The organism is Phytobacter diazotrophicus (assembly GCF_052061655.1).
Lineage (GTDB): Bacteria > Pseudomonadota > Gammaproteobacteria > Enterobacterales > Enterobacteriaceae > Phytobacter > Phytobacter diazotrophicus.
Map to the genome: position 1 here is coordinate 649,973 of NZ_CM125428.1, position 15,933 is coordinate 665,905.

16 protein-coding genes and 1 other RNA gene are annotated in these 15,933 nt (G+C 52.6%); 7 read left to right on the forward strand and 10 right to left on the reverse strand.

Annotated elements, in window-relative coordinates; genetic code table 11:
• Nucleotides 1-47 precede the first annotated feature (47 nt).
• Nucleotides 48-914 (forward strand): 16S rRNA (cytidine(1402)-2'-O)-methyltransferase, encoded by an 867-nt coding sequence (gene rsmI, locus ACS0RQ_RS03190; protein ID WP_271849928.1) that lies wholly within the window; start codon nt 48-50, stop codon nt 912-914.
• Nucleotides 915-1,042: 128 nt separating this feature from the next.
• Here the strand turns inward: rsmI and ACS0RQ_RS03195 are convergent, their stop codons facing one another.
• The 8 genes from ACS0RQ_RS03195 to garD form a co-directional block, all read right to left on the reverse strand.
• Complete coding sequence (locus tag ACS0RQ_RS03195) at nt 1,043-1,816, reverse strand: DeoR/GlpR family DNA-binding transcription regulator (RefSeq protein WP_271849929.1); 774 nt, start codon at nt 1,814-1,816, stop codon at nt 1,043-1,045.
• Nucleotides 1,817-1,926: 110 nt separating this feature from the next.
• Nucleotides 1,927-2,970 (reverse strand): galactitol-1-phosphate 5-dehydrogenase, encoded by a 1,044-nt coding sequence (gene gatD, locus ACS0RQ_RS03200; protein ID WP_271849930.1) that lies wholly within the window; start codon nt 2,968-2,970, stop codon nt 1,927-1,929.
• A 45-nt stretch (nt 2,971-3,015) separates the two neighbouring features.
• The gene (locus tag ACS0RQ_RS03205) at nt 3,016-4,392 is read right to left on the reverse strand and encodes a galactitol-specific PTS transporter subunit IIC (protein WP_271849931.1); all 1,377 of its coding nucleotides are present in this window, start codon (nt 4,390-4,392) and stop codon (nt 3,016-3,018) included.
• 4 nt (nt 4,393-4,396) lie between these two features.
• The gene (gene gatB, locus ACS0RQ_RS03210; RefSeq protein WP_039077502.1) at nt 4,397-4,681 is read right to left on the reverse strand and encodes a PTS galactitol transporter subunit IIB; all 285 of its coding nucleotides are present in this window, start codon (nt 4,679-4,681) and stop codon (nt 4,397-4,399) included.
• 26 nt (nt 4,682-4,707) lie between these two features.
• Entirely contained in the window at nt 4,708-5,175 is a 468-nt protein-coding gene (gene gatA, locus ACS0RQ_RS03215; protein ID WP_039077503.1) for a PTS galactitol transporter subunit IIA, read from the reverse strand.
• Between the two features lie 14 nt (nt 5,176-5,189).
• Nucleotides 5,190-6,461: a tagatose-bisphosphate aldolase subunit GatZ gene (gatZ, locus tag ACS0RQ_RS03220; RefSeq protein WP_271849932.1), complete on the reverse strand. Its 1,272-nt coding sequence runs from the start codon at nt 6,459-6,461 to the stop codon at nt 5,190-5,192.
• 50 nt (nt 6,462-6,511) lie between these two features.
• Nucleotides 6,512-7,366: a tagatose bisphosphate family class II aldolase gene (locus tag ACS0RQ_RS03225; protein ID WP_271849933.1), complete on the reverse strand. Its 855-nt coding sequence runs from the start codon at nt 7,364-7,366 to the stop codon at nt 6,512-6,514.
• 190 nt (nt 7,367-7,556) lie between these two features.
• Nucleotides 7,557-9,128, reverse strand: a complete 1,572-nt coding sequence (gene garD, locus ACS0RQ_RS03230; protein ID WP_039077506.1) for a galactarate dehydratase — start codon at nt 9,126-9,128, stop codon at nt 7,557-7,559.
• A 423-nt stretch (nt 9,129-9,551) separates the two neighbouring features.
• Here garD and ACS0RQ_RS03235 point away from each other — a divergent pair, with 423 nt between their 5' ends.
• The 6 genes from ACS0RQ_RS03235 (at nt 9,552) to ACS0RQ_RS03260 (ending at nt 14,956) form a co-directional block, all read left to right on the forward strand.
• Nucleotides 9,552-10,886 carry an MFS transporter gene (locus tag ACS0RQ_RS03235; RefSeq protein ID WP_271849934.1) on the forward strand — a complete coding sequence of 445 codons (1,335 nt, stop codon included), beginning with the start codon at nt 9,552-9,554 and terminating at the stop codon, nt 10,884-10,886.
• A 30-nt stretch (nt 10,887-10,916) separates the two neighbouring features.
• Nucleotides 10,917-11,687: a 2-dehydro-3-deoxyglucarate aldolase gene (garL, locus tag ACS0RQ_RS03240; RefSeq protein WP_039077508.1), complete on the forward strand. Its 771-nt coding sequence runs from the start codon at nt 10,917-10,919 to the stop codon at nt 11,685-11,687.
• Between the two features lie 35 nt (nt 11,688-11,722).
• Entirely contained in the window at nt 11,723-12,613 is an 891-nt protein-coding gene (gene garR, locus ACS0RQ_RS03245) for a 2-hydroxy-3-oxopropionate reductase (protein WP_039077509.1), read from the forward strand.
• A 129-nt stretch (nt 12,614-12,742) separates the two neighbouring features.
• On the forward strand, nt 12,743-13,888 hold the full coding sequence (garK, locus tag ACS0RQ_RS03250) for a glycerate 2-kinase (protein ID WP_271849935.1): 1,146 nt from the start codon (nt 12,743-12,745) through the stop codon (nt 13,886-13,888).
• 32 nt (nt 13,889-13,920) lie between these two features.
• An RNA gene (gene rnpB / locus ACS0RQ_RS03255) (RNase P RNA component class A) lies at nt 13,921-14,302 on the forward strand.
• A gap of 243 nt (nt 14,303-14,545) precedes the next feature.
• The gene (locus ACS0RQ_RS03260) at nt 14,546-14,956 is read left to right on the forward strand and encodes a YybH family protein (protein WP_039077511.1); all 411 of its coding nucleotides are present in this window, start codon (nt 14,546-14,548) and stop codon (nt 14,954-14,956) included.
• Nucleotides 14,957-15,008: 52 nt separating this feature from the next.
• On the opposite strand, the gene ACS0RQ_RS03265 is transcribed toward ACS0RQ_RS03260, so the two are convergent.
• Together ACS0RQ_RS03265 and ACS0RQ_RS03270 are read right to left on the reverse strand one after the other, a co-directional pair.
• Nucleotides 15,009-15,176 carry a protein YhaL gene (locus tag ACS0RQ_RS03265; RefSeq protein ID WP_271849936.1) on the reverse strand — a complete coding sequence of 56 codons (168 nt, stop codon included), beginning with the start codon at nt 15,174-15,176 and terminating at the stop codon, nt 15,009-15,011.
• 26 nt (nt 15,177-15,202) lie between these two features.
• On the reverse strand, nt 15,203-15,904 hold the full coding sequence (locus tag ACS0RQ_RS03270; RefSeq protein WP_039077512.1) for a pirin family protein: 702 nt from the start codon (nt 15,902-15,904) through the stop codon (nt 15,203-15,205).
• Nucleotides 15,905-15,933 lie beyond the last annotated feature (29 nt).

Consider the following 15,933-nt stretch of genomic DNA (forward strand, 5'->3'; position numbering starts at 1 on the left):
ATTTTTTACGCAATGCTCAATATTAAATCGGCAATACGGATAGAACAATGAAACAACACGAATCTGCGGACAATTATCAGGGCCAGCTCTACATTGTCCCTACGCCCATCGGCAATTTGGGTGATATTACCCAGCGTGCGCTCACCGTATTGCAGGATGTCGATCTTATCGCTGCCGAGGATACGCGCCACACCGGACTGCTGCTTTCTCATTTCGCCATTAACGCCCGTCTGTTTGCCCTGCACGACCATAATGAGCAACAAAAGGCCGACACGCTGGTGGCGAAGCTAAAAGAAGGGCAAAACATCGCGCTGGTCTCCGATGCGGGTACACCGCTGATTAACGACCCTGGCTACCATCTTGTACGCACCTGCCGTGAAGCGGGCATCCGTGTCGTTCCACTGCCGGGGCCCTGTGCTGCAATAGCAGCATTAAGTGCGGCGGGGTTACCGTCCGATCGTTTTTGTTACGAGGGGTTTCTGCCCGCCAAATCGAAAGGGCGTCGCGACACCTTAAAATCGCTGGAGACAGAACCGCGCACGCTGATTTTTTATGAATCAACGCATCGCTTGCTGGAAAGCCTGGAGGACATCGTTGCCGTGCTGGGTGAAGTACGTTACGTAGTGCTGGCCCGCGAGCTGACCAAAACCTGGGAGTCGATTTATGGCGCACCGGTAGGGGAATTGCTGGCATGGGTGAAAGAGGACGAAAACCGTCGCAAAGGTGAGATGGTGCTGATCGTCGAAGGCCATAAGGCGCAGGAAGATGCCTTACCCGCCGATGCGCTGCGTACGCTGGCCCTGTTACAGGCTGAACTCCCTCTGAAAAAAGCCGCTGCGCTGGCTGCGGAAATTCACGGCGTGAAGAAAAATGCGCTCTATAAATACGCGCTGGAACAGCAGGGCGACGCGTAAGTTTTCTGCCTGGGCATAACAGGGTTATATCCAGGCGATTTCCTGTTTACGAATTCCGCGCTTTCGACCAAAACAGCCAGGTTATTCATACCATGGCTGTTTTCGTTACGGTCATCGCAGTGGACGCGTTAAACAATCATCACGTCTTTACCCATCTTGTTCAGCGCTACTTTGTCCTTCTCGCTGATGCCCTCATCGGTAATCACGCAGTCGATTTTGTCCATCGGTAACACCTGATTAAACCCGCGGCGATTGAACTTGCTGGCGTCCAGTACCGCCACCACTTTATGTGCCGCAGCCGCCATCACGCCGCTAATCGAATAGCCTTCGTTGAACGTGGTGATGCCATTGGTGGTGTCAATGCCATCCGCCCCCACAAACATCAGGTCAGCGCTGATGCCCTGCAAAGAGCGCTCAGCGATGGTGCCGTGCATTGAATGCGTTTTATGGCGCACGGTGCCGCCGCAGACCACCAGCGTGATGTCTTTGTTGTCAGAGAGGGTAAACGCAGCAGGAAGGCTATTGGTAATGACGGTGATGTTGGATTTTTTCGCCAGCGCTTCGGCGATGAGCATTGTGGTACTACCGCTATCCAGAATAACGGTCATCCCTTCTTCAATCATGCCGGTTGCCGCCTGGGCGATGCGCTTTTTCGGATCGCTGGCAAGTTTATAGCGGTCTTCCAGCGTCACTTCCTGATTGTCACTTTCCATCATATGCGTGCCTGGTTTAGCTGCACCGCCATGAAAACGGGTCACCAGACCTTTTTCTTCCAGCAAACGCAGGTCTGCGCGGATCGTCACCTCTGAAATACCAAAGGTATTCGAAAGATCGATAACCAGCACGCTTCCCTGGGCGTTGACCAGATCGACGATTTTGTTCCTTCGTTCAAATGAGTTCATGTTGATTTGCCTGAGAATTAACTCTGGATAGTGTAATCGAAGGATTGTGAAAGTTGAACGCTAACTTTCGAAAGTAAATGTGAGCCAGCTCAGGTTGCTGGCTCCTGCATTTAATCCAGCTTCAGTAGGATTTTTCCCTGCATTGGCGCGCCGTTTAACGCCTGAACGGCCTGGGCATAGCTCTCTGGGCCACCACGATGGGCGATAAGGGGTTCCAGTGTAAGGCGTTTTTCAGTGAGCAGGCGGGTGGCGGTCACCCACTCTTCCCCTGGCCATGGGCCGGAGTAGTTCATCCAACTCCCCTGAATTGTTAGCTCCTTACGCAGAATTTGTCCGAAAACCGTTGCGGTCAGCGTCAGGTCATGATGCAGCGTGCCGACCAGTGCCAGTTGGGCACGTGGACCGGCAATCTCAATGGCCAGTGAAACGGTTTGTGGAGCGCCTGCGGTCTCCAGAATAAGCTGGTCAAAGCGGTTGTCTGTCAGGTTTTCGAGAATTTGCGCGGCGCTCAGTTCGCGGCTATTAAAGGTGTGCGTCGCCCCGATGTTTTTTGCCAGCGCTAATTTGTCCGGGTTGATGTCAATTGCTGTTACGCTTTTCGCCCCCAGTGCCAGTGCGCACTGCATGGCCAGCAGACCAATCGTCCCGGCACCGACAATCACCACGTTTTTATCGGCACATCCACCCGCCAGATGAAATGCGTGCAGACCGACCGTGATAGGTTCTATAAAAGCGCCATCCTCGATGGCCATTTTTTCTGGCAGACGAATCAGATTTGCCCGTCTGACCACAACGTACTCCGCATTGCCTCCGTCGCTCCGTGACCCGACAAACTGGTAACGTTTGCACAAAGAAAAGTACTGTTTGCGGCATTCCGGGCAGTCAAAGCAGGGAAGGAGCGGCACGCAGGCTACCGCGTCGCCCGTCGCGAGGTCGGTCACACTTTTCCCCGTTTCTTCGATATAGCCGCTGAATTCATGCCCCAGGGTAATAGGGTAAAAATGGGCTCCTTTTGCGAAAATACGCGGGATATCAGAACCGCATAACCCGGAACTGATTACTCTGACTTTGACGTCATCGTCATGCTGTAACTGAGGTTCAGGACGTTCTTCAACGCAGATGTTCCCCTCAGCATGAATAACCACTGATTTCATAACACTCTCCAGGAATGAAAAGGGGAGCGGTGGCCCCCCTGAATATCAAGATGTGACGTGCGTTTGTTGTATCGCGGCGGCGGCTTTTTCCGCGGCTGCGAAGTTGCGCGCTCTGCGCCAGGTGAGCAGTACGCCGGCGAGATAAATCACGCCAATGACGGTGAAGCCGACGATGTTCTGCCAGGTGAAGAGCTGAATAAGCAGCCAGGTTATCGGAGAGCCGCCCTGGTCCATTGAAGCAACCATCCCTCCGGCTTTCAGCGCGCCTGCATTCGCAGCGAGCTGTGTATGGAAGCCAATGGTTTGGGTGGCAATCCACAGGGTGATGCCCATGATAATTGTCCCGGAGATCAGCGTGCGGAACAGATTCCCCTGATGCACGGCAACCGCCATCGCCACAAAGAAACCGATCGTTGCCAGGTCACCGAACGGCAGCACCTGATTGCCCGGCACCAGCACTGCGATGAGGATCGTCAGCGGAATAAAGATCAGGCTGGCAGAGACAACCGATGTATGGCCCAGCAGCAGTGCCGGATCGAGCCCGATCAGGAACTCCTGGCTACCAAATTTAGCCTGCAGACGTTTACGGGCATGTTTTGCAATCGGCGTCAGACCGTCCATGATGGGCTTAATGACTCGTGGCATCAGCAGCATAACGGCGGCTGTTTTGACGGCCAGTTGTAGTACGCCTTTAGCGTCATAGCCTGCCAGCAGGCCGATAACAATACCCATAACAAAGCCGACGGTTACCGGTTCACCAAACGGACCAAAGCGTTTCTGGATATCATCCGCGCTAAAGTGAACGCGGTTGAGTCCGGGGATCTTCTCGATGATGGTGTCGACCAGCACGGCAATCGGGCCGAGATAAGCTGAGCTGCCGTGTGGGATGGCGATACCCTCAAGGCCGAAGAAATCGCGGGTATCCTTCGCAAACCAGTCCCCCAGTTTGTAGACGAAGGCGGCATGCACGACGACCCCCAAAATCCCGATCCAGTAGGAACCCGTTGCGATGTGCAGCATCGCACCGGTAAAAGTCATATGCCAGATATTCCAGATATCAACGTTCACCACGCGGGTCATCCTGGTGATCAGCATCAGTACGTTCACGGCAATCGCGACAGGAATAGCAATGAGCGCAATCTGCGAGGCCCAGGTCATTGGGGATGAGCCTGGCCAGCCGACATCAATGACATGCAAATTTATTTGAAACTGTTCTGCCATGGCTTTCGCCGCCGGACCAATAGAGTCGAGCATCAGGCCAATAACCAGCCCGATGCCAACAAAACCAATCCCGATATGCAGACCGGATTTAAAGCAGTCCCCAAGCTTCATCCCCAATAATTTTGAGAAGATGATGATCACCACCGGCAGCATGACGGTGGGGCCCAGGTCGAGGATATAGCGCATGATTTCGCTAAACATGGCTTCACCCCACAAGAATGGTCAGGATTTTTTGCTGGAGTGCCTCAATGCCGACACCAGAAATGAACGGCATGCCGTGTACCACCGGAATATCGCCGAAGGTACGATCCACTTTTGCCGTTGTGCAGATAAGATCGACACCATCCATATAGGTTTCAATCTCATTAACCCTGCACTGCACCAGTTCGACGCTGATGTTATTCGCTTCGCAGAGTTCTTTGATCTCTTCTGCCGCCATTGTGGAGGTGGCGACCGCGCCGCCGCAGGCGACGATGATTTTACGTTTCATAGGGTACTCCTTTTATTATCAGTATCTTATGAAGCCTGTTCGCAATTCTCAGGCTCAAGGATCGTTTCCCGAAAAAGCGTTGCCAGGCGATCGGAAGGCGTCGTCATCAACGCCTCAAGCGCATTCGGGTTTTGTAGCTCACTAAAAAGGCGGCGCAGGAGCTTAAGCTGTGCCGCAGGGTTCTCAACAATCAGTGCGATGATCAGCGAAACTGCAATGTCGCCATCATCATCAGCCTGTTGAAAATTCACTGGTTTATCCGGCCGAATAAGATAAATTGCCGCTGACTTTGCATGAGTCGCCTCACAGTGCGGGATTGCAACGGCATGGCGTTCAAGGGCGATCCCTGTCGGGTAAATCGCTTCACGTTCCAGCAATGCCGCAGGATAAGAATCATGCACGACGCCTTTCGCCAGCATCTCTTCACCTATGTGTGCCAGCGCCTGCTGACACGAGCTAAATTCAATTCCGGTTCGGACAAATAGTTGACTCATACATTCTCCAGAAATCAGGCTGCTTCTTCGGCGCATCCATAACGATAGGCGCGTAATACATCCTGTATTTTGTCATTGATAAGATTCTGCGGCGTCGCGACGATCTCGTTATGCAATAGACGTTCAAACTGAACGGGCATGTACTGGCTGATTAGCCCCAGCGGCAGCGGGATGGCACTCAGGTTGGCGATAAGTTTCTCCACGCCCTGGCGGATGCGTGGATGAGGCCAATAGTAGCGAATGCGATCAGACAGGCTGAAATGGATGTCCACCATCGCCTGGCTCCAAGTCGGGTGATAATACTTTTTCCAGTAGCCCGGCTCGTTGAGCATCACCTCGTTAATCACCTCCAGCACACGACTGCGGTTTTCCGGGATAACCAGCTCGTTTTCCATTTGTGCCAGAGCAAAAATGGCTTCACGCAGGGCGAAGGTGAGGGCAGGGCCAACTTTCAGGATGGCAAAGTGATCGCGTACCAGCGCACGGTAAGCCTGGCGGGACTGATAGTCTGTCGAATGAGCTTCGTACACCATTGGTGTCTGGCGAATCCAGGCGGAGAGTGCTTCGGCTTCGTGAGGTTGATAGTGAATAATCTGGGTGTGATCAAACTCGACGCCCGGTTGCACAACAATGCCGATAACGCGGCTCATCGCTTCATCCAGCCCAAGCGCATGGAAGGCAGCCCGGTGGGTTTCAAGCGTGCTGGCGGCATCTTCTACGCGAGTCACGTGAACCGTATCAATGCTGCTCGCTTCGCCGCCAGGAACCGGGACTTCGGTCCCAATAACATAGGTCAGCGATTTTTTCAGCTCATTGCTGGCAGTTTCTTCCGCGGCCTGACACAAACGTGCGGCACGCTCGGCGACGACTTTCGGATCCAAAGGGACGGGATCATCTGCGCAGGACATTGATGCATCAAGATGGATCTTCGTGAAACCTGCAGCGATATAGGCCTTAACAAGGTCGACGGATTTTTCCATTGCCGTTTCTGCGGTCTCGTTCTGCCAGCAGTTGGGCCCGAGATGGTCGCCGCCTAAAATTAACCGCTCCAGTGGGAACCCCACCTCTTTTGCAATTGTAAAAACAAAATCCCGAAAATCAGCCGGTTTCATCCCGGTATAGCCGCCAAACTGATTCACCTGGTTCGATGTCGCTTCAATCAGCACTTTGTTATCGCTATGGGCATCAAAGCGAAGCGCAGCTTCAATAACCATCGGGTGCGCTGAACAGACTGAGCAGATGCCGAGGTGCTCCCCTGCCTTATGGCGGGCAATAATATCTTTCACTATATCCTCCGGGTTATTTCTGAATTCTTTCAATAATTAGTCAACTACCTTCACAATTTCCCTTCGCAGCCGCAGTCGGCGATAACTTTCCGTACCACCTCTTTCATGGCGACCTTTGCTGGCACCATGTAATGCCGCGGATCGCTGGCGTCCGGATGTGAAGCCAGATATGACTTGAGCGCGCCCGAGAAGGCGATTTTCAATTCTGTCGCGACGTTGACCTTACAAATTCCAAGGCTAATGGCCCGGCGGATATCATCGGCAGACAAACCTGAGGCGCCGTGCAGCACCAACGGTACATTTACGCGCTGGCGAATCTCTTCAAGACGGTCAAAATCGAGTTTAGGTTCAGCGGCATACAGGCCATGAGCGGTTCCGATAGCAACAGCCAGCGAGTCGATTCCCGTCTGACGTACGAATTCATAGGCTTGTTCGGGGTTGGTATAAAGGGCGTCCTTACCCTCCACGACCAGATCGTCCTCTTGTCCACCCAGACGGCCCAGTTCCGCTTCAACGCTGACGTCGTAGCGGTGGCAGTAATCTGTGACCTTTTTCACCAGTTCAATATTTGTGGCGAAAGGATGATGGGAGCCGTCGATCATAACGGAACGCACGCCGCTGAGTACTTTGCTTTCTATATCAGCAAGTTGTTCGTGATGATCGAGATGTATGGCCAGTGGTTGATTAAAGGCTTTTGCCAGATCGCCAGCGATGGCGACGATGTTGCCTGTTCCGGCATAACTGAATGTACCCGGCGTGCCCGCAACAATCAGGGGAGAACGCAGCTCTGCGGCGGTCTCTACCACCACCTGTAACGTTTCAAGATTGTGGATATTGAATGCCGGGACGGCGTAGCCTTCTTGCTGCGCTTTGTTAAGCATCGCTTTCGTCGAAATGATGTACATCCTGCCTCCGAAACCTTTCGTTTGTTTTCTTCGAAAGAAGATATAGGGTTTCGTAACGTTTTTTTGTGAGTTAAGTCAGAAAAATGAAAGATACGAAAGTGAAAGGAGGTTTTCGAAAGTTAAGCGAGGAGAAAAAAACAAAAAAAAAGCATGGCCAAAGCCATGCTAAACGATGAGGTTTATTGATGAATCAAGTCACCGGAGCCGGGTTAAAGACAGCCAGTTGGTTGTGCAGGCCCCATTGATCAGAAAAGGTTTTCTTACGACCGCTTGCGACATCAAGGATAAAGTGGAACAGCTTCCAGCCCACCTCCTCGATAGTCTCTTCGCCCGTTGCGATAGTCCCTGCGTTGATATCCATCAGGTCATACCAACGATTGGCCAGTTCAGTGCGGGTTGCCATCTTGATAACCGGCACCGCCATCAGACCGTACGGCGTACCACGACCGGTGGTGAAGACCTGCACGGTGATACCCGATGCAACCTGCTGTGTGCCGCAGACAAAATCACTGGCCGGCGTTGCCGCGTAAATGAGACCACGTTTGGTCGGACGCTGGCCCGGAGAAAGCACTTCGGAGATGGCGCTCTTACCTGATTTCGCGATCGAGCCCAGCGCTTTTTCCACCACGTTTGCCAGACCGCCCTTCTTGTTACCCGGCGACGGGTTAGCGCTACGGTCCGTTTGCCCCATGTCCAGGTAGTTATCGTACCAGGCCATCTCTTCCAACAGGCGTTTGCCCACTTCTTCATTGATTGCGCGCGGCGTAAGCAGATGGATGGCATCACGCACTTCGGTTACTTCGGAGAACATGACCGTGCCACCGCAACGTATAAGCAGGTCAGAGGCGTAACCGACAGCCGGGTTTGCGGTCACGCCGGAGAAGGCGTCACTACCACCACACTGCATGCCGACAACCAGTTCAGAAGCCGGGCAGGTTTCGCGCTGGCGCTGGTTGAGTTTTTCCAGATGACGTACCGCAACCTGCAAAATATCGTCAACCATGGATTTGAAACCGACATGATGTTCATCCTGAAGACGGACAATACTGGCATCGTCTACCGGAATCGCTTTCACATCTTCTGTGCCCTTAAGCAGGCGTTCAGGCTGCAGTTTTTCACAGCCCAGGCCGATGACCATCACTTCACCGCCAAAGTTCGGGTTCAGCGCGATGTTGTGAATAGTGCGGATAGGCACAACGGCTGCCGGTGCGTTAATCGCCACGCCACACCCGTACAGATGGTTCAGGCCGACCACACCATCCACATTCGGATATTTCGGCAGCAGGTCGCGTTCAATAATTTTCACCACATAATCGACCACTCCCGCCACACAATGTACGCTTGTGGTGATGCCAAGGAGATTCTTGGTACCGACGCTGCCATCGGCGTTGCGATAGCCTTCGAAGGTGTAACCCTCCAGCGGCGGCAACGGTTCGGGCACTTTTGTCGCCAGTGGCAGTGTGTTCAACGGCGGCGCTTTCGGTAATTCAACGGTGGATTCGTCAATCCAGCTTCCGCGAGCAATATCACGCACTGCATAACCGATAACTTCACCGTAACGGATAATTTCCCCGTGATGAGGAATATCTACCAGCGCAACTTTATGACCTTGCGGGATATGTTCGATTAATTCGAGACCATCCGGAAAACGGGTACCCGCTTTTAATCCATTGTCATTAACGATGATAGCGACATTATCGGTGTCGTGTACTTTAATATAAAACGCCGTAGGCGACTGCTGTCTAATTTCAATGTCGGCCATTATCAAGTAATCTCCAGCTAACGATACGATGCATTACTCAAAAAAAAGAAAGAGAGGATGTTCTGTATTTCTCAGAAGTTAAAACCTCGGTTGATGAAATAAGAATGTCAGGAGTCTCAATATTAAAATGTGATCTAAATCACTTATTTTCGTGATTACCCGTCCTGTAAGGATGTGAATTGCCAGATCTGTGCATCAGCGCCCAGCTATGTGTGCATATGCTCAAAATAATCTTAATGGTTCATATTAAAATTGAGCAAACCACCAGTGCGTGGCCGAGTGGTGGTGATTATACTGTGCGGTAATAAAATACAAACATGCTATTACCTGATATTACTTTTCATGAGTTTCTTTTTATATATCGGGTAAATTACATATCAAGAAAATTATATCTTTAAATTAAGCTGCACCAGGGGAAACCATATGTCTGTGCAAAGTTCAGTTGAGGTAAAAAGGGGAATACCAACTCGCTATTTAATTCTGCTCATTATATTTATTGTTACAGCAGTTAACTATGCGGACCGTGCCACACTCTCCATTGCGGGGACTGATGTCGCGAAAGAGTTGCATCTTGACTCGGTATCGATGGGTTACATTTTTTCTGCGTTTGGCTGGGCGTATCTGCTGATGCAGATCCCAGGTGGCTGGTTACTTGACCGCTATGGCTCGAAAAAAGTGTACACCTGGAGCCTGTTCTTCTGGTCGCTCTTCACCTTCTTGCAAGGCTTTGTCGACGTATTCCCGCTCGCATGGGCCGGGATCTCGATGTTTATTATGCGCTTTATGCTGGGCTTCTCGGAAGCGCCTTCTTTCCCGGCAAACGCCCGTATTGTGGCGGCCTGGTTCCCGGCCAAAGAGCGCGGTACCGCTTCGGCGATTTTTAACGCGGCGCAGTATTTTTCACTCGCACTGTTTTCTCCGCTGCTGGGTTGGCTGACCTTCGCGTGGGGCTGGGAACATGTTTTCACCGTGATGGGCGTGATTGGTTTTGTGCTGACGGCGGCCTGGGTTAAATACATTCATAACCCAACTGACCATCCACGTATGACTCGCGAAGAGCTGGATTACATTTCTGCTAACGGCGCGGTGGTTGATATGGACCACAAAAAAACCGACAGCGATAAGCAATCTGGCCCGAAACTGGATTACATCAAGCAACTGTTATCCAGCCGTATGATGCTCGGCGTGTTCTTCGGTCAGTACTTCCTGAACACGATCACATGGTTTTTCCTGACCTGGTTCCCGATTTATCTGGTGCAGGATAAAGGCATGTCAATTTTGAAAGTGGGTTTTGTCGCGTCTATTCCGGCCCTGTGTGGTTTTGGGGGCGGTGTGCTGGGCGGTCTGTTCTCTGACTACCTGATTAAACGTGGTTGTACTTTAACCATGGCGCGTAAATTCCCCATCGTAGTCGGGATGTTGTTGGCTTCCAGCATCATTCTGTGTAACTACACCGACAACACTGTGCTGGTTATCGCATTGATGGCACTGGCATTCTTCGGTAAAGGTTTTGGCGCGTTGGGCTGGCCGGTTATCTCCGATATCGCACCGAAAGAAATTGTCGGTCTGTGCGGGGGCGTGTTTAACGTGTTCGGTAATGTGGCATCGATCGTGACTCCGCTGGTGATTGGGTACATGGTCAAAGAGTTGCATTCGTTCAACGGGGCGCTGATTTTTGTCGGATGCTCGGCCCTGATGATGATGGTGTGCTACCTGTTTGTGGTAGGCGACATCAAACGTATGGAATTGAAAAAGTAAGCAACGGCTTAAAAAATTAAGGTGCAAAAGATGAGTAACGATATCTTCCCGAACAAATTTAAAGCTGCGCTGGCGGCAAATCAGGTTCAGATCGGTTGTTGGTCGGCGCTGGGTAGTCATATCAGCACTGAGGTTCTGGGCCTGGCAGGATTTGACTGGCTGCTGTTGGACGGTGAACACGCCCCGAATGACGTGCTCTCTTTTGTACCGCAGTTGATGGCGCTGAAAGGCAGCGTCAGCGCACCGGTGGTACGTATCCCGACGAACGATCCGGTTGTGATCAAGCGTCTGCTGGATATTGGTTTCTACAACTTCCTCGTCCCGTTCGTTGAAACGGCAGAAGAAGCGGCAAACGCCGTGGCGGCAACCCGTTATCCGCCAGAGGGTATCCGCGGCGTGTCCGTGTCTCACCGCGCCAATATGTTTGGCACCGTACCGGATTACTTCGCGCAGTCGAACAAAAACATCACCATCATCGTGCAGATCGAAAGCCAGGAGGGCGTGGATAACCTCGACGCTATCCTCAAAACCGACGGCGTTGACGGTGTATTCGTCGGTCCGAGCGACCTGGCGGCAACCCTGGGTTATATCGGCAATGCTGCGCACCCGGAAGTACAGCGCACCATCCAGCATATTTTTGCGCGTGCAAAAGCGCATGGCAAACCGAGCGGTATCCTGGCGCCTGTTGAGGCAGATGCCCGCCGCTATCTGGAATGGGGGGCGACCATCGTTGCTGTTGGCAGCGACCTGGGTGTGTTCCGTGCGGGTACGCAGAAACTGGCTGATGCCTTTAAAAAATAACCAAACCACCACTGGATAAAGAGAGAGACGCAATTATGACGATGAAAGTTGGTTTCATTGGCCTGGGCATCATGGGTAAACCAATGAGTAAAAACCTCATTAAAGCAGGTTACTCACTGGTGGTCTCCGACCGCAATAGCGATGTGGTCGCAGAACTGATCGCCGCTGGCGCAGAAGCCGCAAGCAGCGCTAAAGCCATTGCAGAGCAGTGTGATGTGATCATCACCATGCTGCCGAACTCCCCGCACGTAAAAGAGGTTGCGCTGGGCGAAGGCGGCATCATTGAAGGCGCTAAACCAGGTACTGTTCTGATCGATATGAGCTCCATCGCTCCGCTGGCCAGCCGTGAAATCAGCGAAGGTCTGAAAGCAAAAGGCATTGAGATGCTGGACGCGCCGGTAAGCGGCGGTGAACCGAAAGCGATCGATGGCACCCTGTCCGTGATGGTTGGCGGTGACAAAGCGCTGTTCGACAAATACTACGATCTGCTGAAAGCCATGGCTGGTTCCGTTGTTCATACCGGCGATATCGGCGCGGGTAACGTGACCAAACTGGCTAACCAGGTCATCGTAGCACTGAACATTGCTGCAATGTCCGAAGCGCTGTCTCTGGCAACAAAAGCGGGTGTGAATCCTGAGCTGGTATTCCAGGCAATCCGCGGCGGTCTGGCTGGCAGCACCGTGCTGGAAGCAAAAGCACCGATGGTACTCAACCGCAACTTTAAACCGGGTTTCCGTATCGACCTGCATATCAAAGATCTCTCCAACGCACTCGATACCTCTCATGGTGTAGGTGCGCAGTTGCCGCTGACTGCCGCAGTCATGGAAATGATGCAGGCATTGCGTGCTGATGGTCACGGTAGCGACGACCACAGCGCTCTCGCGTGCTACTACGAAAAACTGGCGAAAGTAGAAATCTCTCGCTAATAAGAAGGGTGCGGGAGCGCACCCTGAATTTCTTAAGCATCAACACCTTGCAGGTCGAAAATCGCGGTGACGTGAATGGCCTGTGAGGTGAAATGAATGCCTTGCGCGGCAATGTCAGGCTAATCAACTATGAAAATCGTAATCGCCCCAGACTCTTATAAAGAAAGCCTTTCTGCTACCGAAGTAGCGCAGGCGATAGAAAAAGGATTTCGGGAAATTTTCCCGGATGCTCAATACGTTTCAGTTCCGGTCGCAGATGGCGGTGAGGGAACGGTTGAAGCCATGATTGCCGCGACAAAAGGTTCTGTGCACAGTGCATGCGTCACCGGCCCTTTAGGTGAAAATGTCGATGCGCGTTGGGGAATGTCCGGCGACGGTAAAACAGCCTTTATAGAGATGGCCGCCGCCAGCGGTCTGGCACTTGTGCCCCCTGAATTACGAAACCCTCTGATCACCACTTCACGCGGCACCGGGGAACTTATTTTGCACGCGCTGGATCATGGGGCGAAAAATATTATTATCGGCATCGGCGGTAGCGCAACGAACGACGGCGGAGCGGGTATGGTACAGGCGCTTGGCGCGAAACTGTGCGATGCCAATGGTACCGACATCGGCAACGGCGGCGGTAGCCTGATAAGCCTGAATGCTATTGATATTTCAGGGCTCGATCCACGTCTTGGAGGTTGCACCATTCGTGTTGCCTGTGATGTGACAAATCCGCTGACTGGCGAAAAAGGCGCATCGCGTATTTTTGGGCCACAAAAAGGCGCGACGGAAGCGCTGATCGTTGAGCTGGACCGTAATCTTGCCCATTACGCCGATGTGATTAAAAAATCGCTGCATATTGATGTGAAAAATGTGCCGGGAGCCGGTGCGGCAGGGGGGATGGGCGCCGCGTTGATGGCATTCCTCGGCGCGGAGCTGCGTAGCGGTATCGAAATCGTAACCCAGGCATTGAATCTGGAAGAACATATTCATGATTGTACCCTGGTGGTCACCGGTGAAGGCCGTATCGACAGCCAGAGTATTCACGGTAAAGTGCCGGTGGGCGTGGCGAACGTGGCAAAAAAATACCACAAGCCAGTTATCGGTATTGCCGGAAGCCTGACGCGTGATGTTGGCATTGTGCATCAGTATGGTATTGACGCAGTATTCAGCGTTCTGACCAGCATTGGTACGCTGGAAGAGGCGTTCCGTGGTGCGTTTGACAATATTTATCATGCATCCCGCAACATTGCGGCCACCTTACAGGTTGGCATGTCTGCTGAGGGGTGACATCGGCGCGCAAACCCTCTATACTGCGCGCCGAAGCTGACCAGACAGTCGCCGCTTCGTCGTTGTCCTCCTTCGGGGGAGACAGGCGAAGGGGAGGAAAGTCCGGGCTCCATAGGGCAGGGTGCCAGGTAACGCCTGGGGGGTGTAACAGCCTACGACCAGTGCAACAGAGAGCAAACCGCCGATGGCCCACGTAAGTGGGATCAGGTAAGGGTGAAAGGGTGCGGTAAGAGCGCACCGCGCGGCTGGTAACAGTTCGCGGCACGGTAAACTCCACCCGGAGCAAGGCCAAATAGGGGTTCATAAGGTACGGCCCGTACTGAACCCGGGTAGGCTGCTTGAGCCAGTGAGCGATTGCTGGCCTAGATGAATGACTGTCCACGACAGAACCCGGCTTATCGGTCAGTTTCGATCTTTTCAGGTAAAAACCCGCTTCGGCGGGTTTTTGCTTTTTTGTGGTTTCAAATTTCTGCACGATCTTCCCTCTGGCTCCAGTGGGGCGAGGGGAAGCCTGAATATTCCCCGGTGGCGCTGCGTTTACCGGGACGACGGCCTCGCCATACTCCTATTTCCGGTAGCTATCTGCGTCTCGCCGTTACATCTTCCGCTGACAATGCTCTACTGAGTACCGGAACATACTCACAGGACGCATCTGACATGAGCTCACACCCAATACGGAAAATCATCGAAGCCTGCGACAAGGCGATATCAGCAAAAGATTACGATACCCTGATGACGTTTTACGCGGACGATGCCGCGCTGGTCATAAAGCCGGGAATGATTGCCAAAGGAAAAGACAATATTCGCAACGCTTTTATGGCCATCGCTGACTATTTCCAGGGGAATCTGGTGGTAGAACAAGGGGAGATGCAGGTCATTGAAGGCGCCGATAACGCGCTGGTCATCATGGAAACCCTGCTGCGTTATCCGGACGGTAAAGGCGGCACTGTTAAGACAATCCGTCGCGCGACATATGTTTTTCGCCACACCGCTTCGCAGGGCTGGTTATGCACTATCGATAATTCTTACGGCACCGATTTGCTGGATAGCGCGTTGCCGTCAGGCTAATTTTTCCGCAAGTCTCACAAAAAAAGCCCCGGTTTTTAAACCAGGGCTTCTGTTACGCTGCTTCGTCTTCTTGCGCCAGCCGCTGCTCTGCATCGGCGACAATAGCTTCCAGTTCGGTCAACATATCGTCGTAATCAAAATATTGCGGCGATGCTTCCGGTGTCGTTTGCTCTGTGGAAATGGGTTTTGACGTTCTGTTTTGAACACTCTTTTTTTTCACCTTGGTACTCCGTAAAACTCTTGCGCTTACACGGGTAAATCTATCAGTAAAGCGCGCAACGGCGTATCGGCGACTAACGTTATGTTAGCCTCATCACGAATAAACGCACCGTCACCACAGGTGAGCGCTTCCCGCGATTCACACGGCATGACGGCGTGTACCGTACCGTGAATCGACTGCAAATAGGCGCGAGGCCCATGCAGTTGAAACGTCAGCTCTTCACCTTTTTCCAGTTCGATATGGTGCAACCACACCTGTTGGCGTAATTGCAGGCTGTCCTGGCTTCCGTCTGGGGATGCCAGCAACTGGCGAGCCTGATCGGCAATCATCACTTTCTGCACCGTCGGATTTTCCCGTTCCGGGCAGGCATCCAGCCACAACTGCATACGCGTCAGCGGCTTGTCTTTACTCAGATTATGTTCGCTATAGCTAATGCCCGGCTGAGTCGCAATGAGCAACGCTTCGCCCGTTTTCGCCTGAATATGGTTACCTTCGCTGTCGCGATACTCGGCTTCGCCTTCCAGAATCAGGTTCAGAATATCAACTTTCGGGTAGGTACGCGGCTGGAATGAGGCTCCGGGTGCCAGTACTTCCTGGTTCAGTACGCGCAGGGAGGCGTAGCCCAAAAGTTTCGGGTCAAAGTAATGTCCAAAGGAAAAGGTGTAGCGGGCCTGCAGCCAGCCGAAGTCCGCTTGTCCACATTGTTTGGCTGTTCTGGTAGTAATCATAATTCTTGACCTCTCTTTACACTAAAACA

What these genes read in the sequence shown, in the direction of transcription:
- gatD (WP_271849930.1), bottom strand. Translation starts at nt 2,970, where the DNA reads ATGAAATCAGTGGTTATTCATGCTGAGGGGAACATCTGCGTTGAAGAA.
- garD (WP_039077506.1), bottom strand. Translation starts at nt 9,128, where the DNA reads ATGGCCGACATTGAAATTAGACAGCAGTCGCCTACGGCGTTTTATATT.
- garK (WP_271849935.1), top strand. Translation starts at nt 12,743, where the DNA reads ATGAAAATCGTAATCGCCCCAGACTCTTATAAAGAAAGCCTTTCTGCT.
- ACS0RQ_RS03195 (WP_271849929.1), bottom strand. Translation starts at nt 1,816, where the DNA reads ATGAACTCATTTGAACGAAGGAACAAAATCGTCGATCTGGTCAACGCC.
- garR (WP_039077509.1), top strand. Translation starts at nt 11,723, where the DNA reads ATGACGATGAAAGTTGGTTTCATTGGCCTGGGCATCATGGGTAAACCA.
- gatB (WP_039077502.1), bottom strand. Translation starts at nt 4,681, where the DNA reads ATGAAACGTAAAATCATCGTCGCCTGCGGCGGCGCGGTCGCCACCTCC.
- ACS0RQ_RS03205 (WP_271849931.1), bottom strand. Translation starts at nt 4,392, where the DNA reads ATGTTTAGCGAAATCATGCGCTATATCCTCGACCTGGGCCCCACCGTC.
- rsmI (WP_271849928.1), top strand. Translation starts at nt 48, where the DNA reads ATGAAACAACACGAATCTGCGGACAATTATCAGGGCCAGCTCTACATT.
- garL (WP_039077508.1), top strand. Translation starts at nt 10,917, where the DNA reads ATGAGTAACGATATCTTCCCGAACAAATTTAAAGCTGCGCTGGCGGCA.
- gatA (WP_039077503.1), bottom strand. Translation starts at nt 5,175, where the DNA reads ATGAGTCAACTATTTGTCCGAACCGGAATTGAATTTAGCTCGTGTCAG.
- ACS0RQ_RS03235 (WP_271849934.1), top strand. Translation starts at nt 9,552, where the DNA reads ATGTCTGTGCAAAGTTCAGTTGAGGTAAAAAGGGGAATACCAACTCGC.
- ACS0RQ_RS03225 (WP_271849933.1), bottom strand. Translation starts at nt 7,366, where the DNA reads ATGTACATCATTTCGACGAAAGCGATGCTTAACAAAGCGCAGCAAGAA.
- ACS0RQ_RS03270 (WP_039077512.1), bottom strand. Translation starts at nt 15,904, where the DNA reads ATGATTACTACCAGAACAGCCAAACAATGTGGACAAGCGGACTTCGGC.
- ACS0RQ_RS03260 (WP_039077511.1), top strand. Translation starts at nt 14,546, where the DNA reads ATGAGCTCACACCCAATACGGAAAATCATCGAAGCCTGCGACAAGGCG.